Here is a 25,562-nt window from a genome sequence, read left to right on the forward strand (position 1 = left end):
TCCCGCCTGTGTCTCTTACAAACGGCTTCCAACCTCTTAAGTTTGATAGTGACCTCGCAAGTCCAATACACTGTCCATCTTTGAAAGTTCAAACCGCCAAGCGCCAAGAACGCCAAGAATCTCTTCCGATTCCATCCCCTTATTCAACGAAACGCCGGTGATACAATCTGCACATGTCGCCGGTTCGAAAACGAATCCTGTTGCTCGCACTCTGCTTTTTCGTCTCACGAGTGTGTGTCTATTTAGTTGGCGTACGCTTTGACTTCGTATCCTTAACGTTGTTCGGGCAGATGATAGATCCTCCACTGCTTCGTGACGACCTGCTGAGAAGCCTTTGGTATCTGCACAACCAACCACCGCTGTTCAACTTGTATGTCGGTTCCATCTTGAAATTGGGAGATGTACCGTACCTGTTTACGTTATCCTTCCATCTCCTGGGAGTTTTGATGACCATCGTTCTGTATCTTACGCTTGAAGAATTGCAGGTATCGCCGCCACTAAGTTTTTTCTTTGCGATGTTTTTTGCTGTAAGTCCTCCGTGCATCCTGTATGAAAATTGGCTGTTTTACACGTATCCTGTGACAGCCTTTCTGACGTTTTCAGTCTTTTTTCTGCAGCGCGCGTTGAAGGATGGCAAGTTTCTTGATTATTTCTTTTTCGCATCCTCCCTTTCCATTGTGGCGTTGAGTGTTAGTTTTTTTCATCCTGCATGGGCTACTGTGATTTTTGGTGTCTTACTATTGATTCGAAAGACCCAACGAAAGGTGATTTTGGCAGCAATCTTCGTTCCGTTGCTTGCTGTGTTGCTGGTTTATGGAAAGAATCTGTATGTCTTTAAATCCTTTACCGGCAGCACCTGGTTCGGAATGAATTTTGCCCGGATTTCGACATTCCATGTTCTCTTGAAGGTGCGCCAAAACCTTGTGAAAGATGGAACTCTTTCTCCTCTTGCGCTCATCCCTCCATTTTCAAAACCTCCTAAATATGACTCTTTCCTGATGGAATCGCGTGGCAGCGCTGATTATCCCGTTCACAATGCCCCAGTACTCGACTCCAGAAATAAGTCAAACGGCGTTGTGAATTACAACTGGATCGGGTACATAGATATTTCTAGCGGCTACTGGCAGGACGCTAAATATGTTTTGCTTCATAACCTTCCCGCATATCGAGAAGGAATTCTTCACGCGGCTGCTCTTTATTTTCTTCCGGCAAGCAATTATCACCGCCTGGACAAGAATAGGGAACAGCTCTCAGCGCTCGACCGGTTTTACAACCGATGGATCTATGGGGCTCTGTTTGCGAAAGAGGATCCCGTAAAAATGCGTTCAACACTAAAGTTCAGGAGAATGCAAAATAATTCAGAACGGAGTTGGTTTCTGATTTTTGGACTTCCGCTGCTCTTCTTGTATGGACTCTGGTTGTCTTTTCAAAAAGGTCAACCGGTCGCGCAGGGGGTTTATGCTTTCCTCTGTTTTACGATCGTGTATGTCACCATAGTGGGGATCTGTTTCGAAGTCGGAGAAAATAACCGGTTTCGCTTTTCTGTCGAGTCTTATTTTGTTATCTTACTCGCCGTACTTACAGATAGACTCGTGTATTTACCTTGGCGCTCCCGGCGCCTTGGCGGTTCAAAAACTCATGCTGAGGGGTCCGTGTAAGGCTGAAGTCTTTGTATCAGTTCTTTTGGCAGGGGCACTGTTTCGAACGTATTGCGGCGAACCGAAACGAGGACGAAGTGCGCGTCGGCAATGAGCTCCGCTTCCCCGTTTCTTCGAACTTCGAAATTCAGTCGTAGTGATTTTGTTCCGATGTGTCCCACAGAAACGCAAACTTCCAAGAGGTCATCGAGCTGCGCTGCGCGGTGAAAATCGCATTCGATGTGCACGCGGGGAAGCCATATGTCGAGCTCATCAAAAATCACGCCATAAGGAAGGCCCACTGTGCGAAACAGTTCCGTTTCGGCAAATTCGAAAAAACGGATATAAGAGCCGTAGAAAATGATTCGTGCCGCATCCACGTCTCCCCATCTGACGCGTTCTTCTATAGAGAACTTCCAGGATTCCTTCATCACCCCGGATCATATCATTTCTTCTAATGCGGCCTGCTGAAAATCGGAGTGATGCCAACTTCCCGGAGTGAGGCGCGGATTTGTTTTAAATGAGTGCGTTGAATATCAATAGAAACCACGGCTTCTTTTTGTTCCAGATCTATGCGGCAATCCCGGACTCCCTGGACCCGGATCGCTTTTTCAACAACTCCTATTCGCGTTGCAGTCAGTCCAATTAGCTCTATGTGGACGATTCGAATCGAATCGCGACTCCCGGACCGGACCGCTTTCGTCGAAGCCAGCGAAGAATCGTATACAAGAGTCACAGTAATCAGCAAAACCGCGACGAGTACGAGATAATATCTGGATTTGATAGCCATCCCCCGATTGGTCGATCGGCAGAAAGTTTTCTTACTGCTTCTATTTTGAATACGTTTGAAAACGGATTCTGGATCATTCGGCTAACGCTGGAAGGCTGGCAACGCGTTTACAGCGTTGCGGACATTTTTTATCACGATGAATAGCATCACGATGGCGACCGGGAAGCATATGAGACTGGATATCGCGTAGATCAGGAAAGTGCCTTCAGATACTCTGGGGAGGTTTAAATTATGGCGCGCTAGATAGCTGTTATAATCCTTCGCCCAGCCATAGAACACCTGAAAGAACCAGTAAATATTGAAAAGCGGAATGAACATGAATCCGATCGCTTTCCCCGGTGTCATTCTCGCGTAACCATCCTGTATTGCCGCCCACATTTTGTAAATCATCATGTACAAGGAGATGAGCGCGGGAAGAAGAGGAAGCCATGAGAAATAGAGCAGTTCATCCACCTTGCTGTCGGTGGCTCCCCACACAGTCAGTAAAGTCCCGACAAGAATACCGCCGGCTGCAAAGATCATGTAGATTGCTTTGCTCATTTTGCTCCGGCCGCCGGCCGGAGTGTAAGCGATCTGTGGTGAAGGCGGCACGGGTGGCGGGTAATTTGGGTATTGCGGCTGGTGGAAGACCGGTGGTGGTGGTGGTGGTTGGTTCGGGACTGGTTGCTGGCGCAACGGTTTTCCGCAGGAAACACAGAATTTGCCCTCATCCAAATTTCTTGTTCCACATTCAGTGCAAAACATGACTTTCACCCCCCAGAATTCTCAGAGCCGAGTTTATTACAACTTCACTCCCACTAAAAGAGATTGGAGGTTTTTCCTGTGGTAACTGGTTTTTGGACAGAACCGAAATAGATTACCGGCTGTAAGGGAGGTTTTTATGTCCTTTCAAGGAAAGCACGTGTTGATCACGGGCAGTTCACGCGGTATTGGCAGAGGCATTTCACTGAAACTTGCTGAAGGGGGAGCAAATGTTGCGGTTCACTATTTTCAAAACAAGGATGCGGCAAATGCAACTTTATCCGATGTAAGGGCGCGAGGCTCTGATGGTTTTATTGTGCAGGCAGACGTTACGCACCCTGAAGACATTCTAAGAATGTTTGTCGAAGTAAAAACTCGATTCGGCAAGTTAGATGTTTTTGTGAGCAATGCCAGACCGGAGTTACCTCATTTTTTTCAAGCGCCGCTTGAGATCAATCTGGAACAATGGGACATTGCTTTCGATTCTCAGACGAAAGCGTTTTTGGTCGGGGCGCGCGAGGCTGCGCGATTGATGCCGGCGGGTGGCAGAATCATCGCGATCACGTACGGAGCTGGGAGTCGAACAGGTGGATTGCAACCATGGGTTGCAATGGGTTCAGCCAAAGCGGCCATGGAATCTGTCGTCCGCTATATGGCTGTTGCTCTCGCAAGAAGCGGCATCACGGTCAATGCTATCAGCCCCGGTTGGACAGAAGATAGCGTATTGAATAGTTTACCCGAAGGCGCTCAGGCGCTCATTCGGAATTGGCATACAAGCGGCTGGACACCAGCAAGACGTCTGGCAACTCCTGCCGATATAGGAAACGTCGCATCGCTCATTTGTTCACAGGAAGCCGAATGGATCACCGGCCAAATCATTTTTGCTGATGGCGGTCCTCATTGATGAACAGTGAAGTTCCACCGGAGATTCAAATTGGCGCGTAAGGAACAAATTACCTGAGCGACTACTTACCCAAGGAGAGAGACTATGGAACCTGCAAACAACGAGCAGCGTTGTCCTTTGTGCCTCGAGTTTTTCCCCAAGGCGCTCTTACACGATCATATCCGGGACGAATCAAACACCATTCGCGATCTGACGATAGACGTTATCAAGTCGCAGCATCCAGAATGGGTTGTGGAAGGTGGCGCCTGTCCGAAATGTTGGGAATACTATCAGAAGCTGTAACGGACAGCCATCACAAAAACTTGTCAGTATTTGTGAATCACCAGAGGAACTCCGGTAAGGCCAAGATGAAAATCGGTAGACCAGCAACTTCTAATTCGCCGGATTTTCATGATGTGAAGACCTGCAGCGTCCGTTAACGTCAAGTCTTGATCAGAGAACTTGCGCAAGAACTCTCCGGCAGCCTTTTGTTCTTGGATTCCTACCACGGCGATTTCAAGCGGGTTCATGATCTCTACCATGTTGAGGAATTCAAGCGCCTTCGCTCTGTCGTAACGTTTGAGAAACCAGCCATGTCCTTCAGCAATCACCAGCATTGTCGTGATGAGTGGTGGTGGGTCAGAAAAAAGCCTTGTGAACAAAGAGTGATACGTATCCGATCGGTCTGCAAAGGCAATCAGGGCTGAAGTATCAACATAAGCCTTAGTCCTTTTGTCCATAGACGACATCATCAATCTCGATGCTAGAAGACTCATTGCCGGTTTCGACCATTCCGGCATAACGCATCCAGGGTCTTGATTTGTCTACCGGCAGCAATCTGCGAAGAGAACGCCGGAGCAATTCAGCAAGAGAAATCCCAAGTCTCGCAGCTTCTTCCCGGGCAGATTCATACTCCTCTTCCGTTAAACTGATTTGCGTTCTTACCATAGTGATAACATTATAGTAACTGATGTTATCATACGCAACGACGGGGAATTAAATCGTGCCAGTAATCTCCCGATCCACATATTCTGCGCCGTGGTTGCTTTCCAACGGACATCTGCAAACTGTGTTTGCTTCCCGGCGAAGTGTTGCAGGAGTTCAGTATGAGCGGGAGAGAATCCGGACTCCCGATGATGATTTCCTGGACCTCGATTGGAGTAGAAACGGGTCAAAACGAATCGCTATCCTCAGTCATGGTTTGGAAGGAAACACGCGGCGCCAGTACATTCTTGGAATGGTGAAGGCCCTGCGCAGGCGCGGATGGGACGCTCTTGCGTGGCATTACCGTGGCTGCAGCGGCGAACCAAACAAGAAGCTCCGGTCCTATCACAGCGGAGAAACGTCCGATTTGAACGCGATCGTATCCCACGTAGTTGGCCCGAACATCTATGAGGAAATTGCCCTGATTGGTTTCAGCCTTGGCGGCAATGTCACGCTGAAATATCTGGGAGAAGATCCTTCAAGAATACATCCTTTGATTTCAAAAGCCGTTGCCTTTTCTGTGCCTTGCGATCTGAAATCGGGCGCGCTCAAACTCGCCCAGAAATCGAATCTTTTGTACATGAAAATTTTTCTGCAATCGCTTCATCGAAAGGTTCGGGAGAAAATGCAAATGCTACCGGATCAAATCAACGATCGCGATTTTCACCGGCTCAAAACATTTATGGATTTCGACAACCGTTACACAGCTCCGATTCATGGTTTTAAGGATGCGGAAGATTACTTTGCAAAATGCAGCAGCCGGCAATTTCTTCATGCCATTCGCGTTCCGACTTTGCTGGTAAACGCGAAAAATGATCCTTTCCTGGGGGAAGCCTGTTTCCCATACGACGAAGCTCACGCAAATTCAGCTTTCTTTTTCGAAGCGCCGGATTCGGGAGGACACACCGCTTTTGTTACTTTTGGAAATCGTGGGGAGTACTGGTCAGAGACCCGCGCTCTTTCCTTTCTTGAACGCACTGGCTGTTAACGAGTCAGTTTTGCCGGACGATATGCAAGATCAGCAGCGATGATGTGACTGTCGACCCGCGGTTCCCAGTCCAGGTTTCACGTCACCCCGGGAATTGGTTTAGTTCACAGCTTGAAATATTCCCGGGCGAACCTCTTTCATCTCCATTTGCTTTTCGCGGAGAAATAGGCGATACTAAGGCAGCCGAAGAATTGCAACTTCGGGTAAATAATTCTGAAAGCCTTCCGCATATCAGTCTCCGTTTAGAGCTTTGTTGATTCTCGATAGGGCCCCGAACGATTTTTACTTATGAGTCTGTACCCGGCCCTTTCAGTTAACAAAGGAGAAAAAATAAAATGCAGAAAAAACTATTCGTAGGTGGTTTGTCCTACAACACAGATGTTGACCAGATTCGTGAACTTTTCGTCCAGGCGGGTGAAGTGGTTTCCGTGAATGTTATTAAAGATAAATTCACAAATCAGTCCCGCGGTTTCGGTTTTGTCGAAATGGCAACCGAACAACAGGCAAAAGACGCGATTTCAAGGTTCAATGGTAAAGAACTTGACGGGCGCACGCTCGTTGTAAACGAATCGAAACCCCAGGAGAAACGATCTTTCTCTAATAGTGGCGGCAGGCGCTATTAATAAGGTTTTCTTTCAGTAAAATAACCCTCCCGCTCTTGTGGGAGGGTTTTTTCTTTTGGAGGAATGATGCAACAAAAAACTGGAGAATTGAGTGAGCGACAGGCCGCGCGGATCATTGAAATGTATGAGAACGCGATGCGGAATGGAGAAGAGTGGGCGCATGATGTATTTTTGCATCGCGGCACAGATAAATACGAGAATAGTATCAACACACTAAACGAAGCATTTGCTATCAAGTCACTTCAAACGGTGATTCAAGCTTTAGACTCACCTGAAAAACTCTTACGTCGTCCCACACGCTCCCGCCTTCCAGGCAAACGACAAAAAAATAGCTCAACTCGGACCAATAAAGCGTAGTCGAAAGGAGCACAGGCGTATGGACCGCAGGCGTCCCGCCTGCATTACGGCCGCAGCTTCCAGCCTGCAATTTGGAACCTCCTACATTTGCCTTCGTATCTCTCTGCGGGAGAAAATCATGAAACCTTTACTCTACATTCTCGCGATTCTTCTATTGACCCACAGCGTTGACGCTTTGGAGGTCCGTTTTTACCCGGAGAAGTCGCTGTACCTCAATGATGCCAACCCGAGATACGGAACCTATGACGTTGTTGCTCATTTGATCCTAGTGAAAAATGACTCCAAAGAAAAAGTCGTTTTGGAGAAGCTGGATCTTGCACTCTACGCAGATCAGCAAATTCTTCAGCAAGTGCATCTGAATCCTGAAAATCTTGTGAATGCGACAAAGGAGTTGCTGGAGCTGAAACAGCAGGGAATAGAAATCATTGCGGACGTCATCGTTCCTTCAGCAGCGATGGGAAAAGATGGGAAATTGGCATCCACTGCGGAGCTTCAGCCGGGAGAAATTTTGACAGCGCGGAACATCTACTTAACGGCTCAAGGAATTCCAACTCATCTTCGAGCGAACGCAGCGGCCAGCAACGCTGCTGGAAAGCGGACTGATGGAAGTGGCGAAATAAAAATAATCCGGTATAAATCTCCAAACAATTATTCGTACCCATTGGAGGGAGTCTGGTACATGCAAGCCGTCCCGAACGTGACCAGTCATCACCGCTGGATGTATCAAACAGAATTTGGAATTGACTTCATGAAAGTCGATGCAAAAGGCGGACTCTCAGAAAGCGACGGAAAATCGGCAGTGGATTTTTACGGATACGGCGAGCCTGTCCTGGCGGCTGCCGATGGAGTTATTGTAAAGACGATCAATGACGCCGTTCAAAACTGGGATGCCTGGTTGCAGCGCGAAGGAGAAAGCGAGGAAGAATTTGAAAAGCGCTCCACTCTTTACCAGCTAGACATGATGAAGCAGGATTTATACAAGGCAGTGACCGGAAACCTGGTCGTGATTGAGCATTCGGGAGGGGAGTACTCGGCTTACGCGCATTTGAAACAGGGATCGGTTCTTGTAAAACCAGGGGATCGCGTAAAACAAGGCCAGCGGATAGGCGAAGTCGGTGATACAGGGGACTACTACATGGCACACCTTCACTTCCAGGTCAGCGATCAGCCGGATGTGCTTCGCGGACGCTCACTGCCATTTGAGTTTGTCAACCTTGGTCGAAGACCGGAGCTTGGATATTTCGCCCGCCTGCGACGTTAAAGAATCACAATTTCTACAGCTTTACTTCTGGCAAAAATTGTGGAGGCCGCCTGATTTTTGTGGCCTGTTCGAACGCATACGCGAGTTTGAAGAGAGTCGGCTCGCTGTAGGCGGAAGCAAAGAAGGAGATACCGACGGGAAGTCCCGCAACGTATCCTGCGGGCACCGTGATGTGCGGATAGCCGGCTACCGCGGATGCTGACGAATACCCACCGGTAAAGTGGTCACCGTTGATCAAGTCCGTGAACCATGCTGGACCACCGGTAAGCGCAATCATCGCTTCCAACTTGTGCTGTTTCAACACGAAGTCGATTCCTCTTGCGCGTGTCAGTAAGTGATTTTTCCGTAACGCATTCAGGTATTTCTTGCTGGACAAGGGTCCTTTTTCTTGTGACTTGATCAAAATATCCTGTCCGAAATAAGGCATTTCTTTTTCGCGATTCTTTTCGTTGAAATCAATGACTTCTTTCAACGAATGAACAGGCGCATCCGGACCAAGCCCGGCCAGATATGCGTTCAAATCTGCTTTGAATTCATAAAGAAGAACTTCAAACTCCGACTCGTTGAACTGTCCTTCAGTGGGAAGATTTGCGGGGTCCACAACTATTGCTCCCAGTTTTTTCAATTCCTGAATCAGCGCATTCATGAGTTCGATGACTTTGTCGTTCGACCCGAATGATGCTCTGTTCACTCCCAGACGCGCGCCGCGCAAGCCCCCATTGTCAAGAAATTTTGTGTAGTCGGTCAGAGCTTTGCCGCGACTTCGGTTGGTAGCCTTGTCCCGGGCGTCGATTCCTGTTAATGCGCCAAGCAGTATAGCGGCATCGGTGACGGTCCGTGTCATGGTACCGGCCGTATCCTGACTATGCGCAATCGGTATGATTCCTGATCGACTGATCAATCCGAGAGTGGGTTTGATGCCAACGAGCGAACAGTTGCAAGATGGGCAGACAACTGACCCATCCGTTTCCGTTCCAATTGCAGCGGCGCAAAGATTGGCTGCGACTGCGGAACCCGAACCGGAACTGGAGCCGCACGGATTCCTATTTAAGACGTAAGGATTTTTCGTTTGCCCGCCGCGACCGCTCCAGCCACTCGTGGATGTGCTTGATCGAAAGTTGGCCCATTCGCTCAGATTTGTTTTGCCCAGAATGACGGCCCCTGCTTCACGCAACTTTTCTGCAACGAACGCGTCCTGCGAAGGATGGGAACCGAGAAGAGCGAGAGAACCGGCGGTCGTCATCATCCGATCATCCGTGTCAATGTTGTCTTTGATGAGTACTGGAATTCCATGAAGCGGTCCGCGTGAACCTTTCTCCTTTCGCTCGCGATCCAGTGCTTCCGCAATTTCCATCGCCTCAGGATTGATCTCAATCACGGAATTGATTGCCGGACCATTTTTATCTATTTGATCGATTCGTTTCAGATAGGTTTGCGTAAGCCACTGCGCCGTTATGTCTCCTGATGTCATTTTTTCTTGCATCTGGAGGATCGTTGCTTCCTGGATGTCGAATGGTTCCGAACCGCTTGCGGCGAATTTTGATAGAAGAGGATGACCAATAGCCATCGCCCAGGCGATGGCGCCTGTTTTCAGGAATTCTCTGCGTTTCATAGGAGATATTTTATCTTATAATTGCAGGCTGGAATCCTGCGGCCTGTAATGCAGGCTGGAATCCTGCGCTCCATAATAATGAAAGCCATACCATTTTTATTTCTTCTTGTCCTGGTTCCGTTGATCTCATCCGGAGAGGAACCGCTCATCATGATCCGTGCCGCGCAGGTGATTGATGGCAAAGGCGGCGCTCCTCTGCGTCCGGGTGTTGTGCTGGTGAAAGGAGAACGGGTTGAAGCGGTGGGAAGGGAATTGCCGGTTCCGAAAGGAGCGAGAGTGATCGATCTTGGTTCGGCGACATTGCTTCCCGGCCTGATTGATTTGCATACTCATTTGACCGGCGAAGTGGGTATGCACTGGGAGGAAGTGCTCCTGAAATCGACACCAGGGCGCGATGCTCTTTTCGGAGCGAAGAACGCGAATGACACACTCATGGCCGGATTTACAACTTGTCGCGACATGGGACCCACATGGCCTTTCACCGATGTGGATCTTAAATATGCAATCGAAAAGGGGGCAATCGCAGGCCCGCGCCTGGTGGTCGCGGGGAATTATGTTTCCTCCACGGGCGGTGCAGGCGACGCAAGGCAATTCTCCATCTATGTGGATGTTCCCATGGTCCAGAATCTTGCTGACGGAGTGGATTCTGTCAGGCGCGCTGTGCGTACGAATCTGAAACAAGGCGCGGACTTCATCAAAATTCTTGCAACGGGAGCGGTGCTCTCGAAGGGAATATCGCCCGGCGCGCAGCAATACTCGGATGAGGAAATACGGGTCGCGGTGGAAGAAGCGAAACGCTGGGGTCGATACGTAGCCGCTCACGCTCACGGTGCCGAAGGAATCAAAGCGGCGATTCGCGCCGGCGTTCGCACTATCGATCATGGATCGATGATGGATGATGAAGCAATCCAAATGTTGAAAACCGGTCCCACTTACTACGTTCCGACTCTGTATGTGGGTGATGCAGTGATTCAAGGTGGAAAGCAACTGGGAATTCCTGAATCTGAAATTCAACGATCACGCGAAATGGCGGCTTTTCGATCTGTAACTTTCCGGAAGGCGCTCCAAGCGGGATTGCGAATTCCTTTTTCCACAGATGCCGGGGTATTTCCCCATGGTCAGAATGCCCGCGAATTTGATCTACGCGTTAAACAGGGGGAAAGCGCGATGCAGGCGATAGTTTCAGCAACAAGCCTTGCAGCAGAAGTGATCGGATGGCAGGATCGCGTGGGATCCATTGAACAGGGCAAGTACGCCGACATGATTGCTGTTGCGGGCGACCCTCTGGATGACATCACAGAATTGCAGCGTATCAAGTTCGTCATGAAGGGAGGGGTCATTCATCGCAACGACCTGCCGACCGTGCCTTAAGATGTGCGGACCGTCACATCTCCAGGCCGGATCATAGCAACCAGCACAAAATTGCTGCTCTTCTGCTATAAACTTTGCGCTTATTCTGCACGTCTAAGTGCCCTTTCCAGAAATATGATGACATATGCTGCTGGCTCGCAGGCTTGATGGCAAGGCGCGAGCGAGGCGCATACCCGCTGTGGTATGTAACGAGTCGCAAAGCGCAGTATGAAGCTGCCATGCGCGTGCATAAAATGTTTGGCGAAATGACCGATCTCGTTGACCAAATCAACTCTTCTCGAGCCCAAAACGAAGACCTCTCCGGGCCGCTTGATGAAATTCGAAAGAAGATTGTTGCTACTAAAGAAGGTGGAGCCATCACTGGCGAAGCACGGTTGCGTGAACATACCGACGCATTATATGGCGCCATTCTGTCTTACGAAGGCAGGCCCGCGAAGTATCAGATAGATCGCATCGAAGTCCTGGAGCGCGAGATAAATGATGTGAAAAAAGAGTACCAGGAGTTAGTGGCAACCAACCCGGCTCCTAGTAGCGATTTGTCGCTGTAAGCCTTCGTTTCCACTGTTTGTTCAGGATTGTCAATCATCAGGTTTTTCGATATATTCGCCACAGCCATGGCCTCAACGGCTCCACTTACATCTCACAGAAAGATTATTTTTCTCGCAAGCGCCCTCGGGCTGTTTTTAGAACTGGCCTTGATTCGTTGGGTCTCTTCTGAGGTTCGCATTTTTGCTTACTTCAAAAACATGGTCCTCATCGCCTGTTTTCTCGGTTTTGGAACCGGTTGTTTGTTGTACCGCAGGCCGGCACAACTCTTACAAACTCTGTTGCTTCTTTTAATCGTGTCGCTGGTGATCCAGCTTCCCTGGCAACCTTTGCTCGATTATGGTCCACGCCGCATCAGCCTGATACTTGCGGACCTGCCCGGGCTCATGATTTTCAAATTGGACGAGACTTTTTTGTCTTGGTCCGGTTTTGTCGGACTCTGTTTTGCGATTGGCTGGGCGACGCTCCTGTTTCTGGTTTTGGCGATGATTATGGTTCCCTTCGGTCAGATTGTGGCATCTTCCATGGCGGAAATGTCGGAACGATCTCTCACAGCATATTCAATCAACGTAGCCGGCAGCCTGGCAGGCATTCTTACTTATACGCTGATGACAATGTTGGAGCTTCCTCCGATTTGCTGGTTTGTTCCTGCTGCAATGCTCTTCTTATATTTGCCGCACGCACCATCTGCCAGAAAAGAGACTCTTGCAGTCATATTTGCATTAACCCTGACACATCTTCCGAACAATAACTTTCAGGAAACGGTGTTCTGGAGCCCCTATCAGAAGATTGCTCTGATTAAAGGTGAGGATGTTCTTGTGAATAACATCCGGCATCAATGGATGAGCAGGCAACCTTCCTTGATCAAAGAGAAAAATCCATCCATTAAAGTAACGTTGATTCCTTATTTGATGCATCAGCCTCCGGGAAGAGTTTTGGTGCTTGGTTCCGGTACAGGAAATGACGTTGCTGCGGCTCTTGGCGCGGGCGCAGAATCTGTTACTGCGGTAGAGATTGACCCTGTGATCGTTGATATTGGGACAGCGTTGCATCCGCAGAAGCCATACGATGATCCACGAGTGAGGGTCGTGCTGGATGATGCTCGACATTTTCTTAGAACGACGACCGAATCATTTGATCTAATTGTTTTCGGCGTCCTCGATTCTCATACGGCGCTTTCCTCTTTCACGAATGTGCGATTGGATGATTACATCTACACAGTGGAAAGTTTAGAAGACGCCAGAAAACGGCTCCGGCCCGGCGGCATGCTGAATATAGCATTTTGGATCGAGCGTCCTTACATAGCTGCCCGACTGAGCCGGAATTTGACGCAAGCATTCGATCACGAACCTGTTGCTCTGTTTGGTTTGGTGGAACAGGAAAGCGGGTGGCGTATTGCCATTTTTTGTACTGCGGAAAACGAATCAATGCCGCTTATTGAATCCCGCACAAAGCTCTTTCCTACGATGCAGCGATTTTCCGTAAAAGGAAATCCAGTTGTTCCTTCAACCGATAACTGGCCCTTCCTGCCTCTTTCGGAGCCCCACATTCCGATTCTCGTTTTGATCCTTTCCATCATTATTTTTGCCTTGTGCTCCCTTTTTATCTGGAAGGCTCGGCCTCCCGGAGAGCCTTTCCGGGGAAGAGTTTTTTGGTTGGGCGCCGCGTTCATGTTGCTGGAGGTACACAACGTTTCTCGTCTCGCGCTTTGTTTCGGCACCACATGGCAGGTAAATGCATGGGTTATCGGAATGATCTTAAGCGTTATTTTGCTTGCTAACTTTCTTAGAATGCGCTTTGGCCGCCCAGGCGCACAAACTCCCAAATGGGTCGCAATTGGTCTGTTTGGGAGTCTTGCCGCAGCTTATCTTGTCCCTTTGCAATCTTTTCTTGATTACTCGTACATTGTTGGAGGTTTTCTAGCAACACTTCTTTTGACGCTTCCTATTTTCTTTGCTGCAATTCTTTTTGCGGACGCACTTGCTTCCAGCTCGTCACCGGGATTTGCACTGGGCTGGAATATTCTTGGTGCAGTTCTGGGTGGGATGATTGAAAGTGTTTCGTTTCTCTTTGGAATTCCAAGTTTGATTATTGTTTCGGCCGGATTCTATTCTCTCGCAATTTTTTGGCCGGAGCGTCGTAATCCGAATGCGCATCTTTCAAGAGAACCACTGAAAACTGTTGTATAACTTCGCTTTTCAAAAGCGCGCCCACACCCCTCGTGATTTTATTGACAACGTATTCAATAATGAACATACTGTTTTGTTACTATGAAGAGACTACAACCGGCAAAAAAGGAACCTTTGGATCGCCGAGTTCAGCGGACGCGCCAGCTTTTGCGAGAGGCGCTTGTATCTCTTGTTCTGGAGAAGGGGTACGAAGCTACCACGGTGCAGGATATTCTGGATCGCGCGAATCTGGGACGATCAACTTTTTACACACATTACAGCGACAAAGATGAGCTTCTGGTAAGTGGATTTGAGCACCTGCAGCAAATGATCGAGGAGTTCGATTCCCACATACCTGCGGGTAATCCGCACAGACCCGCTCAGAAGTATCAACCGACCCTTGCCTTTTTTGAGCATGCCGCAGAGCATCACCGTTTCTACAAAGCGATGGTAGGAAAACAAGGTGGAGAGATTGTTCAAAGATATCTGTACAAATACATTTCCCACTTGGCTGGCAGTCACCTAACACATCTCACGCCGCGCGGCAAAAAAACACCAGTGCCCCAGGAAGTCATCGTGCATTATATGGTGAGCTCGTTTCTCACGCTCCTGACCTGGTGGCTGAACCATGATATGCCGTACACACCTGAACAGATGTATGAGATGTATCACGTGCTGACGCTTCCCGGGATTAACGCCGGCCTTGGAAAAAATATTTAACCTGATCTATTCTTACCTTCAAAAAGAGTAATTAAATGCTATTAAGCTATGCTCCCGAAAAATGGAGCCTGAAAGAAGTGCTTGGCCACATTATGGATGCTGAGCGCATCTTTTCTTATCGCGCTCTCTGCATCGCAAGAGGGGAAGAGCAACCATTGCCCGGTTTTGATGAGCAGCAGTATGCGCGCGTGGCCGGTTACGACCGGCTTCCCGTTCAGAAAGGATTGCAGCAATACAACGCTTTGCGAGTCTCCACCCGTTTGTTGCTCGAACAATTGCTGGACTCCGCGTGGACTGCAACAGGCGTCTCCAATCAGAAACCGATTTCGGTTCGCGCACTTGCCTATATTATTGCAGGACATGAACGACATCACATGGGCGTTATCGCAGAGCGGTACGGAATGTACAGACAAAAGTAACGCAGGTGAGACGCCCGCGCTACTTTGCTATTCATACTCTACGAGTTCCCGCACAGTGCTTCGTGAAGCGTTCCATGCAGGTAAGAAGCTTGCGAGGGCGCCAAACAGAAGTGTGATCAGGAGCCAGATAAAAATTCCAAATATATCTACGGCAGAGTCCAATTCTGTTCGGAACATTTTCTGCGAGACAAAATTGCCAAGTGGGTTGCTGATCAAAGTTCCGGCGAGGATTGCGAGAATCCAGCTGAGCGCTCCGATGAGGCTCCCTTCTGTCAGGATCATCAACAACACTTTTTTTCGTGTCGCGCCGATCGCACGCAAAACGCCAATCTCGCGCCTTCGTTCCAGCACATTGATGCTCATCAGCGTCATCAGGCCGAGTCCGCCAACCACAACGATGAGAAGCGCCAGCACAATCAGGAAAGTGTAAATCACGCTATTGTGTTCATCGATCACATGGCGCCGTTCCGCCATGCTGGTAAGACTGGTCGTTCTCAAACCCGCGGCCGCAAGCTGTTGTTCCAAATTGCGTTTGATCTCATCTACGGATTTTTTGTCATTTTTATCGGTGATCACACGCACATTTCTGGTTCGGCCGGCTTGTCCTGACGCTTCGCTGAAATAGTTGTAGTTCGTGTAAGCTGAAGCTCCGGTAAAGGGTTGTCGCGCCAGACCAACGATTCGCCAGGTGCTTCTCTTTTCGCCAATGCGAAGCAGGACCGTGGCGCCTGTACGCAAGGCCGGTTGTGCTTTGATCAATGCGTTGTTCACGATCAACGCGTTTGTATCGCCAGGCTCCAAACCACGCCCGTCTACAATATTCAAAGCAAGCATCTTTGTGTGTGAGGGAGGCGCTGTGATGGGAAATGGATTGCCTTGTGAGCCATTGGGGTGAATGACCACCGCCTCTGCGATTCCCCAGCTTTCCAGATCGTGCACACCGGGCGTATTTCGCATGATCTGTTCCACCCTTTGAATCGGATAAAGTTCAGCAAAGTTGATAGTGAGGTCGTATTGCAGTGAATGGAACAAAAGATCGATTGTGTGTATGAAAGAAGCGCGCACATTGCAGGCCGCCAGGAAGATGGCGCCTCCTGCTGCCAGAGTGCCGAGCGTAAGCGCCAAACGCGCGCGACGCCGGAATGTGTTCCGAATAGAAAGCAACAACGGACGCGCGATTCCGCTGATTTGCAAAATCATTTTATCGGTCCATCCGGTCCCGAATTTGCTTTGTGGGATACCGTAATCACTAATGGCTTCCAGCACCGTAACTCTACTTCCTCTATAAACAGGAAATGCGGACGCAACCAGCGGAACGAATAGACCGATCGCCACTTCCAACACAAATACCCAGGGCGAAATGGCGTAACTCTGCAAATCGAAGTTAAGAAATCGAGACATGAAATCTGCAAGCGCCCGGCCCGCGAATATTCCCAGTGGGATCGCAATCATTAGCGCAATCAAGCCAAGGATGATTGCTCCACCTATATAGATTTGTGTTACTTGACGACTTGTCGCACCGATTGCTTTCATCACTCCGATTTGCCGGACCTGTCCTGCCATCAACGCGGAGATAAGATTCGTCACCAGAAGACCGCTCAAGAGCAATGCGAACAACCCGAAGCTTGATTTAAAAAGCAACAATGTCCCCATCAGATCGGCATGCGGATGTTTTCCTGGCTTTGGAATCTCCATTCGGGAGATCCGCGCACCTTTACTTTCGAGATTCATTTTTACCTGCGAAATCGTGCGATCAACATGCTCTTCATTAAAACGGTTTCCCGTTACGATGATTTTCCATTGATTCAGATACGGAACTTCCCCCAGTTGCGACAGAGTATCGAATGTGATGTATCCATAAACGATTTGCTCCATCCGTGCCTGGGCCTGTCCGACATCGTGAACGGTTCCTGTAACACGCAAGGATTGTTCGGTTCCCTTCGCAGTTTTGACAATCACCGATGCACCGATTTTTGTTCGCGCTACGGCAACAGCATCCCGTTCAATGAGAATCTCGCCATTTCCCGCTGGCCATTTCCCTTTCTGTGGTTTCAGCGTGTTGACGCGGATGTTGTTGAAATCCTTAATGACGAAAAGCAGCGCGTTACGCCATTCATTCGGTCCTACGCGAACACGAGCGGAGAGCATCCGACGCTCTTCCAACTGCGCAACTTCAGGGAACCTGCGCAATTCTGCGCTCAAAGCATCATCGATGCGATCGGTCCAGAGCGTTGCGGAAGCGGGATTCGTTGCCAGGTAACCCTCATTGAGTTCACGAGTCAAGATTGAATACGTGGATAGAAGAGAGGAGAAACCTGAAAGACCGATTGCAATCGCAAGAACGACCATCAGACTGCGCCAAATGTTTTGCAGGAGATCCCGTACGGTTTTACGCCAGCGCGTTCTCATGGTCGATTCTGCCGTCACAGAGTGCGATCATGCGCCCTGCAAAACGTTGAATGTCCCGTTCGTGAGTCACCATCACGATTGTCTTGCCTTTCACTGAAAGGTCTTGAAAGAGTTGAAGGACCGATTTCGCAGTATTCGTGTCCAGATTACCGGTAGGCTCGTCCGCAAGCAGTACCGGCGGATCGTTTGCCAGCGCGCGCGCCATTGCAGCCCGTTGTTGTTCCCCGCCGGATAGACTCGCCGGCAATTTCGTGGCCTGATTTGCGATGTCGAATTGTGCGAGCAATTCCATTGCGCGATCTCTGCGAGCACGGGCCGGGAAGGAATTGCAAAAATCCATCGGGATCATCACGTTTTCGATCACAGTCAACGTGGGGAGAAGCTGAAAAAATTGAAAGACCACACCAACATTTTTCCCGCGCCACACTGCAATCTGATCCTGACTCATTTGGTGTACCGGCTCTCCATTGACGAGTACTTCACCCGCACTCGGCTTATCGATGCCGCCAATCATGTGAAGAAGCGTGGATTTCCCGCTGCCCGATTTTCCAACAACCGCAACAAACTCGCCTCTCTCCACCTCCAGATGAATGCCCTTGAGGGCCCTGAATTGCTCTGCTCCAACGGGGAAAGTCTTGGTTACGTCTCGTAGTTGAATCATGGCGCCTTACAGAGTATTCAATAATGAACATGATGTTCAATAGACAATCCTGGAAATTTGTTCGTTATCGAATAAAGGAAGAAAATTGTGCTACTTGGTGGGCACCGAATAAGTCATGTAGTACAAATCTGCCTGTCCACCCGGTTTTGCGTACACGATCGTTGAGAGGTCGGATGAGAAGTCGTAGGCATTTCCAAAGAAAGCAAGGGGAAACGCAAAGGGCAGTTGCAAAACGAGTTTCGGTTCTCCGATCAATTTGCCCTCCTTCCATTCCTGGCGGTAGAAAAGAATCTCACCCTTTCCGGGAACTGTGTATAAAAAAGCTTTGCCGTCCTGCGACATCCGCACTAGAAAAGTCTGGATCCCCGGCAGCAATAACATCCGTTCTCTGGCCTGCAGAGATATCTGATAAATACCGGTATCTTTGCCCGACATCACAACACCCATCAGGTATTTTCCATCCGGTGTTGCCTCCATGGCATAGCAGTTTTCGAGGAATTTTCGCGGATTCTTCCCATCGGAGTCAGTTATCCAAATAACGTTTTTATTACCTTCTTCCGTTGTCACATAAAGATGCTTTCCATCAATAGACCAGCTGACGTTCTGAATGTTCTGTCCTTTTAATTCGATGGGCGTGAGTCCGCGGCCATCTACACCGATGATATAGGCTCTGATCTCATCAGTGGCTTCGGTTGCGAAGAAGATAACGCGCGATCCATCCGCTGACCAGAATCCTGTTCCAATTCTTGCAGCGGATGCCAGCTTTAGTGGATTCCTTCCCTCGATATCGGAGACCCACAATTCTTCATTCTTATCTGGGTCGATGATTCTTATGTGCAGCACATGCTTCCCGTCTGGAGAAATGATCGGCTGACTGGCAAGCTGTGAGATAATTTCTGATGTGTTGCCGGTTTTAACATTGTAGCTCACTAGGGAACCCGATATCTTGCCGTTGACATAATAGATTCCTTTGCCCGAAGGATCCGGCATCGGAGAAAAATCGGGGCCGGAACCAAACGTAATCTGTGTCACAGTACGATCGCCGAACTCATATTTCCAAAGATTCACGATCCCATTTACTCTGCGTCCGAATACAACACTTTTTCCTGGCTCCAGCCAGGATGCACTTCCAACAATTTCTTCAACCCGACCAAGGTCTTCGATTTTTCGCGCGGAAATATCCAGCTTATAAGTGCGCTGCGCCCCACCGGACCCCGGCCAACTGGCGCCTATAAGCAAGTGTTTGTTATCCGGATAAGGCAAGATCCCTTCAGGTGTCATTGTTGTATTTTCAAAGGAATAGATCTGTTCTTCATTGAGTCCCGATTTTCCAGTGCGAAATACTCCCTTGCTATCCGATTTCAAATAGTAGTAGTAATTTCCATCCGCTGACGGCTGCAACTGCACACCTGAAACCACGCGGCGCGGAGTGCCACCCAGTGTGGGAACTGCCCATTCTTCATCCTGGCCTCCCATACGGCGGTAGAAGATTTCTCTACTATCCGGAGAGAAGCTATCAACTTCTTTTCCTCCTTCATCGCTGGTAAGTTGTAATGGATCGCTGCCAGAGGTAAGCATAACGAAGACCTGAGTCACTGAACCGACTGGAGAAACAAACGCGACGGTCCTTCCATCAGGTGATAAAACGACTGACAGGATTGATTTGTTCCACTGGCTGATTTTCGTTACCTGAGCCGGCGCGCTCGTTGTCGTTTTTGCGGGAGACCATTTACGATAAACAAGAAATCCTGCAAGTGCAATTACAAGCAGGCAGACAGGCAGGATAAATTTCCAAAGGGACGTTTTGAGCGCCGGTTTTACTGAGAGTTGTGTCGAAGTTGCGGCAGCGCTCGGCGCAGAATCCATAGGCGGGACGGCAGCCAAAGCTGCAGTGTGCATTGCCGACTTTGTTGAATCTGAATCTCGTTTCAGCCGCTTCAAATCTGCTCGCAGTTCGGCTGCAGTTTGACAGCGTATGTCGCGATCCTTTTCCAGTGCTTTATAGATGATGCGTTCCATTTCCTGCGGCAAGGAGGGATTAAGACGCAACGGGGAAGGTGGTTGCTTGTTGAGAATTGCATCGAATACGACCGCATTGCTGCTTCCTGTAAATGCGATTTTGCCTGTGGCCATTTCGTAAAGCAGTATGCCGAAAGAGAACAAATCGCTGCGTGCGTCCAGTTCTTCAGCTCGCGCTTGTTCCGGTGACATGTAAGCGACCGTGCCAAGCGTCATGCCGGGACTGGTTAGCGATTCCGGCATCGCGGTCTCCAGCGTAGAAACGCCGCCGGTAGACGTTGCTTTCTGTGCAGGCATCAATTTCGCGAGACCGAAATCCATAATTTTTGCCTGCCCGCGTTTTGTAATGAATATGTTGGCCGGCTTGATATCTCTGTGGATGATTCCTTCCGCGTGAGCAGCATCCAGCGCATCTACAATTTGAATTGCGAAATCGAGCAAGTGATCCATTGGAACAGCGCCATCCACAAGCCGGTGTTTCAAGGTTTGCCCTCCAGCATTTCCATCACAATAAAATGAATTGGATTTTGTGCCGGCTCGGGACCCGATTCGTCACCGGATGGAATTGCCGAATCGATATCGTAGATCGTGCAAATATTGGGATGATTGAGCGCAGAAGCTGCGCGCGCTTCCCTCTGAAACCTTTCCAGCGATTGTGTGTCCTGCGACATTTCCGGGGGGAGAAACTTCAGGGCAACCTTGCGGCCAAGGCGCGTATCTTCCGCGCGATACACGACTCCCATTCCACCGCCACCCAGCTTCTCAATGATCTTGTAATGGGAAATTGTTTTACCGAGCATTTAGAATCTATGCTAGCAGTTTGTAACGCCGGCTTCCAGCCGGCAAGATGCCGGCGCCCCGTTCTTCGTTTATCCTTATCCTATGAATACCACTGCCTACCTTCAACGTATCAACTGGAATGGTCCGGTAAGAGCGGATCTGGAGACTTTGCGGAATCTTCATCTGCACCATGCAACGCGCATACCTTTTGAAAATCTTGATATTCAATTGGGGAAAAATATTTCACTGGAGCTGGAAGCATTGGAACGTAAGATGATTCAGAACAAGAGAGGCGGTTATTGCTTTGAACAGAACACATTGTTTCAAGCATTGCTCACCGAAATCGGCTTTGACGTTATAGCGTGCGAAGCGCGCGTAAGGATGGGGCGATCCATAATGGCGCCACGAACGCACATGCTGCTGATCGTGACCTTGAAAGAGGGAAGTTACCTGGCGGACGTTGGTTTCGGAGGGGACGGCCTTCTCTTGCCGGTTCCGATGGATGGCAACGAACACGACCAATTCTTGTGGAAGTACCGGATCGTCGAAGAAGGTCCAATAATGGTGTTACAAATATTGCGTCAGTCAAGCTGGATCGACTTGTATGCGTTTGTTCCTCAAGCGCGTGAACCTGTCGACTTTCAAGTGGCTAACTGGTTTACCAGCACTCATCCGGAAAGCCGGTTTGTGCAGACTCTGACTGTTCAGCAGCCGACTTCGGAAGCACGATTCATACTGCGCAACAAGATGTTTATAATCGACCGCGGCGGCCACGAAGAAACGCGCGAGCTGAAATCACGCGAAGAGCTAATCCACACGCTGGATCGCACCTTCGGACTCTCTTTTCCGATCGATTCTCCTTTCCGCAACCCGAATTTCTCCTGACGTCTCGCGTGCTATCATCATGCACATGAAACGGGCGGTCCTTGTTTTTTTCATTCTTGTTTTCTTTTTGTCTTCATTTCCTTTTGCTGCTTCACGCCGGCCTCTGGAAGGGAAACAGGCGATGGTGGCATCGGTACATGAGCTGGCGTCTCGTGTGGGAGTAGAGATCATGCAAAAAGGGGGAAATGCGATCGATGCATCCGTGGCCGTCGCGTTTGCGCTTGCCGTTATCTGGCCAGAGGCAGGAAATCTTGGTGGTGGCGGATTTATGCTGATTCGCAAGGCGGACGGTACTGAAGAAGCGATCGATTACCGTGAACGCGCGCCTCTGGCGGCAACGCGGGATATGTATCTCGATTCGAAAGGAAACGTGATCGAAAATGCATCCATGATCGGCTATAGGGCTTCCGCTGTTCCCGGCACAGTTGCAGGTTTGACGCTTGCCCTTCAGCGACACGGCAAAATGCGCTGGACCGAACTGATCGAACCGGCAAGAAAACTTGCGGAAGAAGGTTTTATTCTGAGCGCGATCACAGTGGAAAGAACTCTGAAGTACGAGAAGATACTTTCCTCTTTTCCGGAAACAAAAAGGATCTTCCTTCGAGACGGAAAACATTACCAGCCTGGGGAGCGATTTACCCAGCCGGAGCTGGCAAAAACATTAGTGCGAATCCAGCAGCAGGGAGCACGTGAATTCTACGAAGGGGAAACGGCTGAATTGATTCTCAAAGAGATGAAAGAGAATGGGGGCACGATCACAGCCAGAGATTTGAAGGAATACGAGCCCACGCTCAGGAAGCCGATTCATGGAACCTACTGCGGTTATGAAATCATTACGATGCCACCTCCCTCGTCAGGCGGGATTGCTCTGATTGAGATGTTGAACATGCTGGAATCTTTTAAGCTCAGCTCCACCGAATTTCACTCGGCTGCTCATTTTCATCCACTGATCGAAATCATGAAACGAGCGTTTGCTGACCGCGCGGTTTTTGTAGGTGATCCTGATTTTGTCACCGTGCCTGTAGAGAGGCTCATTTCGAAGGAACACGCTCTTGCAGCCATCAACACCCTCGATTCACGAAAAGCGACTCCTTCCACCAAAATCAACCCTGCCACAATTCCATTGAAGGAGTCCGGCAATACAACTCATTTTACAGTGATGGATCCCGATGGAAATATTGTAGCCAACACCTTCACTCTGAATGACGGTTTTGGTTCAGGCGTGACAGTGCGCGGCGCAGGTTTTCTGTTGAATAATGAGATGGATGATTTCACTTCTAAACCGGGAACGCTCAATTTTTACGGTTTAATGCAATCGGAGTTGAATGCGATCGCGCCCTGGAAACGGCCGCTCTCTTCCATGACGCCCGTGATTGTACTGAAAGATGGCAAACCATTTCTTGCTTTGGGTAGTGCGGGAGGGCCAACAATAATCAGTGTAGTCACTCAAGTAATTCTCAACGTTATTGATTTCAGCATGAACGTTCAGCAGGCCGTTGACGCGCCACGGTTTCATCATCAATGGATGCCTGATGAGATTTATTTTGAGCCATTCGGTTTGAATAAAGATACGCAAAGAGCTCTGGAGCTGAGAGGACATAAGTTCGCCCAAAAGTCTTTCTTCCGTGACACTGACTATCTTGGGGATGTGCACGCAATTCTGATTGATCCTAGAACGGGAACTCGCCTGGGAGCTTCCGATCCGCGCAGAGGCGGAGCCCCTGCCGGTTACTAGTAATCGTGAATCGTAATCGTAATCATAATCGTGGTTCGTAATCCTTTCATGATCTCTGAATTTCCCGATGCAAGAATCGATCCGTACGCAACCATTCGCGTAGTTCGACTATCAGATAACGTGATTCTTCCGTTGAACGTTCGGGTTCGATACACGAGCCGCCATAGGATCTGACCACAGGAGGGCGTTGCCGATGGATGCCTGACGGTCGCCGGATTACATTTCAGGATTTGAATGAAAACCGAACGCAAGGGATCCGGAAGCAGTCTCTTCCATTGATGCCACGATTCCCGGGCCACTGCGATGGATCATCGAACACTGTATGGCGAAAGATCCGGATCTCTCCAGGATCGTTATCGCTGAGGTGGAAGTTCTGTCCAGTCTGGTTCTTGCCGAAGGCATTCCCGGAATCGAGCCGTTGCAACATTCAAGTCGCTAAAACGGACCCTCAATGTTTACTCAATCGAGGTTGGGAATGCCTATACCGGAGTAATCAACTCCCCTCTCTCGCTGTAACCATCTTTTGTAGTACGACAATCTGTGTCCTTCACGGTCCAGCAGATAGCCGAAATCGGAGGCGCGGAAACAGATCTGAATCACAAGTTCATCCACATCATCCGCTGTATTCAGCCCGTTTTTGATCGCCGTTTCTATGGATTGCCGTACTGAATTTCTGAATGACTCCGATGCATTGGTGGCGAAGACGATCTCTTTTGCTTTCCTGAAATCTTCGACATTCGTCTTTGTCTCCTCGATCGAAAGTTCGAGTGCTTCTGCAATTTTTTCGATCGGCCATTGCTCGATTTCGGCTCTTTGCAGTATTCGAGCCCCTTCCGGCATATATGTCGTAAACCGTGCGTTCTGGACTGCCAGATGATTTTCATAGTTGTTGTAGCTATATCCATAAAGTTCGGCAGCCAGGAAGTGAATCTCGTTCATTCTTTGTCGTTTAGGTTTCATGTTTCACGCTACCTCGGTTAGAAAAATTTTACCTTACACCGATTATAATGAAAGTGAGGTATCACGAAATATGCGCAAGAAATGGCTTCTCTTCTTACTTGTTTTGGGCGTTTTTGCTCTTGACAGCCCGGTTCACGCCGCTGTAAGCGTCTCGGTTGGTGTGAACACAGCTGATTTTCACTTCCTGGGAGATTACGGCAACTGGGTGACCGTACCGAAATATGGCTCGGTTTGGAGACCGTCTGTAGTTGCATCCTGGCGTCCTTTTGATCATGGTGACTGGGTTTGGACAGATCAGGGATGGATGTGGACTTCATATGAACCTTACGGATGGGCCGTTTATCACTACGGCAACTGGCATTATGAACCGCCGGTCGGCTGGGTCTGGATCCCGGGTTACGAGTGGTCTCCCGCGCGAGTAAACTGGATTTCATACGGCGATCATATTGGCTGGGCGCCACTTGCTCCGAAAGGTGCGGTACTGCCTGATCCATGGGTGGCGGGCAGAGTTCGGTACTGGAACGTCGTAGCCGTAAGAGATTTTACCCGTGAAAATGTATTTAAGTTCAGGATTGCAACAGGCGTTCGTCCTCGCGCCAGCATTCAGATTGTTCGTGTCGCGCCGCGCATCGTGGACGTGGAACGGGTCGTCAATCGTAAAATCGCAGTCGTGAAAATTAATACTGTAGAAGTGAGAGGCGGACCTCATGTGTTTCGCAGAGTGGAATACTCTCCCGCAGTCAATGCCCGTATCGCAGTCCACAGAACTCACGTTGAAAAGCAGGTCATCAAAAAGAAAACAACAACGACTGTTCACAAGAAGAAAGTTCAAACAAAGAAAACGAAAGTAAAAAAGAAACCGCATTGATTTTGCAGGCTGGAAGCCGAGCTTGTTGAAAAATCAGTTGGAGCGCGGACTTCCAGTCCGCAAAAACCTGATCGCTCGACGAGCATTTTGCGGGCAAGGATGGCCGCGCTCCAACTGGGACCGCCAGCATCTGGATTTTTCAACA

At 49.3% G+C, this 25,562-nt stretch carries 25 protein-coding genes and 1 pseudogene; 15 read left to right on the top strand and 11 right to left on the bottom strand.

Annotated elements, in window-relative coordinates:
- Positions 1–173: 173 nt before the first annotated feature.
- A complete protein-coding gene (locus L0156_24455; protein MCI0606151.1) occupies positions 174–1,658 on the top strand; it encodes a hypothetical protein in 1,485 nt (494 codons plus the stop codon).
- Here L0156_24455 and L0156_24460 read toward each other — a convergent pair.
- The 3 genes from L0156_24460 to L0156_24470 form a co-directional block, all read right to left on the bottom strand.
- Positions 1,637–2,068 (bottom strand): acyl-CoA thioesterase, encoded by a 432-nt coding sequence (locus L0156_24460; protein ID MCI0606152.1) that lies wholly within the window; start codon positions 2,066–2,068, stop codon positions 1,637–1,639. The two genes, L0156_24455 and L0156_24460, sit on opposite strands and share 22 nt — an antisense overlap.
- 23 nt (positions 2,069–2,091) lie before the next feature.
- A complete protein-coding gene (locus L0156_24465; protein MCI0606153.1) occupies positions 2,092–2,427 on the bottom strand; it encodes a hypothetical protein in 336 nt (111 codons plus the stop codon).
- Between the two features lie 81 nt (positions 2,428–2,508).
- Complete coding sequence (locus tag L0156_24470) at positions 2,509–3,171, bottom strand: zinc ribbon domain-containing protein (protein ID MCI0606154.1); 663 nt, start codon at positions 3,169–3,171, stop codon at positions 2,509–2,511.
- A gap of 136 nt (positions 3,172–3,307) precedes the next feature.
- Here L0156_24470 and L0156_24475 point away from each other — a divergent pair, with 136 nt between their 5' ends.
- Together L0156_24475 and L0156_24480 are read left to right on the top strand one after the other, a co-directional pair.
- Positions 3,308–4,072 carry an SDR family oxidoreductase gene (locus L0156_24475; GenBank protein MCI0606155.1) on the top strand — a complete coding sequence of 255 codons (765 nt, stop codon included), beginning with the start codon at positions 3,308–3,310 and terminating at the stop codon, positions 4,070–4,072.
- Positions 4,073–4,156: 84 nt separating this feature from the next.
- Entirely contained in the window at positions 4,157–4,354 is a 198-nt protein-coding gene (locus tag L0156_24480; GenBank protein MCI0606156.1) for a hypothetical protein, read from the top strand.
- Positions 4,355–4,377: 23 nt separating this feature from the next.
- Here L0156_24480 and L0156_24485 read toward each other — a convergent pair whose 3' ends face one another.
- Complete coding sequence (locus tag L0156_24485) at positions 4,378–4,791, bottom strand: PIN domain-containing protein (GenBank protein MCI0606157.1); 414 nt, start codon at positions 4,789–4,791, stop codon at positions 4,378–4,380.
- Positions 4,775–4,999 carry a ribbon-helix-helix protein, CopG family gene (locus L0156_24490; protein ID MCI0606158.1) on the bottom strand — a complete coding sequence of 75 codons (225 nt, stop codon included), beginning with the start codon at positions 4,997–4,999 and terminating at the stop codon, positions 4,775–4,777. The genes L0156_24485 and L0156_24490 overlap by 17 nt, the downstream gene beginning before the upstream one ends.
- 55 nt (positions 5,000–5,054) lie before the next feature.
- Here L0156_24490 and L0156_24495 point away from each other — a divergent pair, with 55 nt between their 5' ends.
- The 4 genes from L0156_24495 to L0156_24510 all read left to right on the top strand — a co-directional run bounded on the left by L0156_24495 (position 5,055) and on the right by L0156_24510 (position 8,264).
- Entirely contained in the window at positions 5,055–6,023 is a 969-nt protein-coding gene (locus L0156_24495) for an alpha/beta fold hydrolase (GenBank protein MCI0606159.1), read from the top strand.
- Positions 6,024–6,358: 335 nt separating this feature from the next.
- The gene (locus tag L0156_24500) at positions 6,359–6,646 is read left to right on the top strand and encodes an RNA-binding protein (protein MCI0606160.1); all 288 of its coding nucleotides are present in this window, start codon (positions 6,359–6,361) and stop codon (positions 6,644–6,646) included.
- Between the two features lie 63 nt (positions 6,647–6,709).
- Positions 6,710–7,003 (top strand): hypothetical protein, encoded by a 294-nt coding sequence (locus L0156_24505; GenBank protein MCI0606161.1) that lies wholly within the window; start codon positions 6,710–6,712, stop codon positions 7,001–7,003.
- A 118-nt stretch (positions 7,004–7,121) separates the two neighbouring features.
- Entirely contained in the window at positions 7,122–8,264 is a 1,143-nt protein-coding gene (locus L0156_24510) for a M23 family metallopeptidase (protein ID MCI0606162.1), read from the top strand.
- 13 nt (positions 8,265–8,277) lie between these two features.
- Here the strand turns inward: L0156_24510 and L0156_24515 are convergent, their stop codons facing one another.
- The gene (locus L0156_24515) at positions 8,278–9,876 is read right to left on the bottom strand and encodes an amidase (GenBank protein ID MCI0606163.1); all 1,599 of its coding nucleotides are present in this window, start codon (positions 9,874–9,876) and stop codon (positions 8,278–8,280) included.
- Positions 9,877–9,954: 78 nt separating this feature from the next.
- On the opposite strand from L0156_24515, the gene L0156_24520 reads away from it, so the two are divergent.
- From L0156_24520 to L0156_24540, 5 genes are all read left to right on the top strand, one after another.
- On the top strand, positions 9,955–11,247 hold the full coding sequence (locus tag L0156_24520; GenBank protein ID MCI0606164.1) for an amidohydrolase family protein: 1,293 nt from the start codon (positions 9,955–9,957) through the stop codon (positions 11,245–11,247).
- Between the two features lie 146 nt (positions 11,248–11,393).
- Positions 11,394–11,795, top strand: coding sequence for a hypothetical protein (locus L0156_24525; protein ID MCI0606165.1), 402 nt, complete (start codon positions 11,394–11,396; stop codon positions 11,793–11,795).
- 66 nt (positions 11,796–11,861) lie between these two features.
- Positions 11,862–13,982, top strand: a complete 2,121-nt coding sequence (locus L0156_24530) for a methyltransferase domain-containing protein (GenBank protein MCI0606166.1) — start codon at positions 11,862–11,864, stop codon at positions 13,980–13,982.
- Positions 13,983–14,063: 81 nt separating this feature from the next.
- Positions 14,064–14,681 (top strand): TetR/AcrR family transcriptional regulator, encoded by a 618-nt coding sequence (locus L0156_24535; protein ID MCI0606167.1) that lies wholly within the window; start codon positions 14,064–14,066, stop codon positions 14,679–14,681.
- Positions 14,682–14,716: 35 nt separating this feature from the next.
- Positions 14,717–15,100, top strand: coding sequence for a DinB family protein (locus tag L0156_24540; GenBank protein ID MCI0606168.1), 384 nt, complete (start codon positions 14,717–14,719; stop codon positions 15,098–15,100).
- Between the two features lie 27 nt (positions 15,101–15,127).
- Here L0156_24540 and L0156_24545 read toward each other — a convergent pair whose 3' ends face one another.
- The 3 genes and pseudogenes from L0156_24545 to L0156_24555 all read right to left on the bottom strand — a co-directional run bounded on the left by L0156_24545 (position 15,128) and on the right by L0156_24555 (position 20,932).
- Positions 15,128–17,509, bottom strand: coding sequence for an FtsX-like permease family protein (locus L0156_24545; GenBank protein ID MCI0606169.1), 2,382 nt, complete (start codon positions 17,507–17,509; stop codon positions 15,128–15,130).
- Positions 17,490–18,170, bottom strand: a complete 681-nt coding sequence (locus L0156_24550; protein ID MCI0606170.1) for an ABC transporter ATP-binding protein — start codon at positions 18,168–18,170, stop codon at positions 17,490–17,492. Before L0156_24550 ends, L0156_24545 begins: the two co-directional genes overlap by 20 nt.
- Positions 18,171–18,260: 90 nt before the next feature.
- Positions 18,261–20,932: pseudogene (locus L0156_24555) on the bottom strand (serine/threonine-protein kinase).
- A 139-nt stretch (positions 20,933–21,071) separates the two neighbouring features.
- Between L0156_24555 and L0156_24560 the strand changes: the two are divergent.
- Together L0156_24560 and ggt are read left to right on the top strand one after the other, a co-directional pair.
- Complete coding sequence (locus tag L0156_24560; GenBank protein MCI0606171.1) at positions 21,072–21,854, top strand: arylamine N-acetyltransferase; 783 nt, start codon at positions 21,072–21,074, stop codon at positions 21,852–21,854.
- A gap of 25 nt (positions 21,855–21,879) precedes the next feature.
- Positions 21,880–23,589, top strand: coding sequence for a gamma-glutamyltransferase (gene ggt, locus L0156_24565; GenBank protein MCI0606172.1), 1,710 nt, complete (start codon positions 21,880–21,882; stop codon positions 23,587–23,589).
- Here ggt and L0156_24570 read toward each other — a convergent pair.
- Together L0156_24570 and L0156_24575 are read right to left on the bottom strand one after the other, a co-directional pair.
- Positions 23,586–23,888 carry a hypothetical protein gene (locus tag L0156_24570; GenBank protein MCI0606173.1) on the bottom strand — a complete coding sequence of 101 codons (303 nt, stop codon included), beginning with the start codon at positions 23,886–23,888 and terminating at the stop codon, positions 23,586–23,588. The genes ggt and L0156_24570 overlap by 4 nt on opposite strands.
- A gap of 160 nt (positions 23,889–24,048) precedes the next feature.
- Positions 24,049–24,549, bottom strand: coding sequence for a hypothetical protein (locus tag L0156_24575; protein MCI0606174.1), 501 nt, complete (start codon positions 24,547–24,549; stop codon positions 24,049–24,051).
- A 70-nt stretch (positions 24,550–24,619) separates the two neighbouring features.
- Between L0156_24575 and L0156_24580 the strand changes: the two genes are divergently transcribed.
- Positions 24,620–25,417 carry a hypothetical protein gene (locus L0156_24580; GenBank protein MCI0606175.1) on the top strand — a complete coding sequence of 266 codons (798 nt, stop codon included), beginning with the start codon at positions 24,620–24,622 and terminating at the stop codon, positions 25,415–25,417.
- The last annotated feature ends 145 nt before the right edge of the window (positions 25,418–25,562 follow it).

It is taken from the genome of bacterium (assembly GCA_022616075.1).
GTDB lineage: Bacteria > Acidobacteriota > HRBIN11 > JAKEFK01 > JAKEFK01 > JAKEFK01.

What these genes read in the sequence shown, in the direction of transcription:
- L0156_24455 (MCI0606151.1), top strand. Translation starts at nt 174, where the DNA reads ATGTCGCCGGTTCGAAAACGAATCCTGTTGCTCGCACTCTGCTTTTTC.
- L0156_24460 (MCI0606152.1), bottom strand. Translation starts at nt 2,068, where the DNA reads ATGAAGGAATCCTGGAAGTTCTCTATAGAAGAACGCGTCAGATGGGGA.
- L0156_24465 (MCI0606153.1), bottom strand. Translation starts at nt 2,427, where the DNA reads ATGGCTATCAAATCCAGATATTATCTCGTACTCGTCGCGGTTTTGCTG.
- L0156_24470 (MCI0606154.1), bottom strand. Translation starts at nt 3,171, where the DNA reads ATGTTTTGCACTGAATGTGGAACAAGAAATTTGGATGAGGGCAAATTC.
- L0156_24475 (MCI0606155.1), top strand. Translation starts at nt 3,308, where the DNA reads ATGTCCTTTCAAGGAAAGCACGTGTTGATCACGGGCAGTTCACGCGGT.
- L0156_24480 (MCI0606156.1), top strand. Translation starts at nt 4,157, where the DNA reads ATGGAACCTGCAAACAACGAGCAGCGTTGTCCTTTGTGCCTCGAGTTT.
- L0156_24485 (MCI0606157.1), bottom strand. Translation starts at nt 4,791, where the DNA reads ATGGACAAAAGGACTAAGGCTTATGTTGATACTTCAGCCCTGATTGCC.
- L0156_24490 (MCI0606158.1), bottom strand. Translation starts at nt 4,999, where the DNA reads ATGGTAAGAACGCAAATCAGTTTAACGGAAGAGGAGTATGAATCTGCC.
- L0156_24500 (MCI0606160.1), top strand. Translation starts at nt 6,359, where the DNA reads ATGCAGAAAAAACTATTCGTAGGTGGTTTGTCCTACAACACAGATGTT.
- L0156_24505 (MCI0606161.1), top strand. Translation starts at nt 6,710, where the DNA reads ATGATGCAACAAAAAACTGGAGAATTGAGTGAGCGACAGGCCGCGCGG.
- L0156_24510 (MCI0606162.1), top strand. Translation starts at nt 7,122, where the DNA reads ATGAAACCTTTACTCTACATTCTCGCGATTCTTCTATTGACCCACAGC.
- L0156_24515 (MCI0606163.1), bottom strand. Translation starts at nt 9,876, where the DNA reads ATGAAACGCAGAGAATTCCTGAAAACAGGCGCCATCGCCTGGGCGATG.
- L0156_24520 (MCI0606164.1), top strand. Translation starts at nt 9,955, where the DNA reads ATGAAAGCCATACCATTTTTATTTCTTCTTGTCCTGGTTCCGTTGATC.
- L0156_24525 (MCI0606165.1), top strand. Translation starts at nt 11,394, where the DNA reads ATGGCAAGGCGCGAGCGAGGCGCATACCCGCTGTGGTATGTAACGAGT.
- L0156_24530 (MCI0606166.1), top strand. Translation starts at nt 11,862, where the DNA reads ATGGCCTCAACGGCTCCACTTACATCTCACAGAAAGATTATTTTTCTC.
- L0156_24535 (MCI0606167.1), top strand. Translation starts at nt 14,064, where the DNA reads ATGAAGAGACTACAACCGGCAAAAAAGGAACCTTTGGATCGCCGAGTT.
- L0156_24540 (MCI0606168.1), top strand. Translation starts at nt 14,717, where the DNA reads ATGCTATTAAGCTATGCTCCCGAAAAATGGAGCCTGAAAGAAGTGCTT.
- L0156_24545 (MCI0606169.1), bottom strand. Translation starts at nt 17,509, where the DNA reads ATGAGAACGCGCTGGCGTAAAACCGTACGGGATCTCCTGCAAAACATT.
- L0156_24550 (MCI0606170.1), bottom strand. Translation starts at nt 18,170, where the DNA reads ATGATTCAACTACGAGACGTAACCAAGACTTTCCCCGTTGGAGCAGAG.
- L0156_24560 (MCI0606171.1), top strand. Translation starts at nt 21,072, where the DNA reads ATGAATACCACTGCCTACCTTCAACGTATCAACTGGAATGGTCCGGTA.
- ggt (MCI0606172.1), top strand. Translation starts at nt 21,880, where the DNA reads ATGAAACGGGCGGTCCTTGTTTTTTTCATTCTTGTTTTCTTTTTGTCT.
- L0156_24575 (MCI0606174.1), bottom strand. Translation starts at nt 24,549, where the DNA reads ATGAAACCTAAACGACAAAGAATGAACGAGATTCACTTCCTGGCTGCC.
- L0156_24580 (MCI0606175.1), top strand. Translation starts at nt 24,620, where the DNA reads ATGCGCAAGAAATGGCTTCTCTTCTTACTTGTTTTGGGCGTTTTTGCT.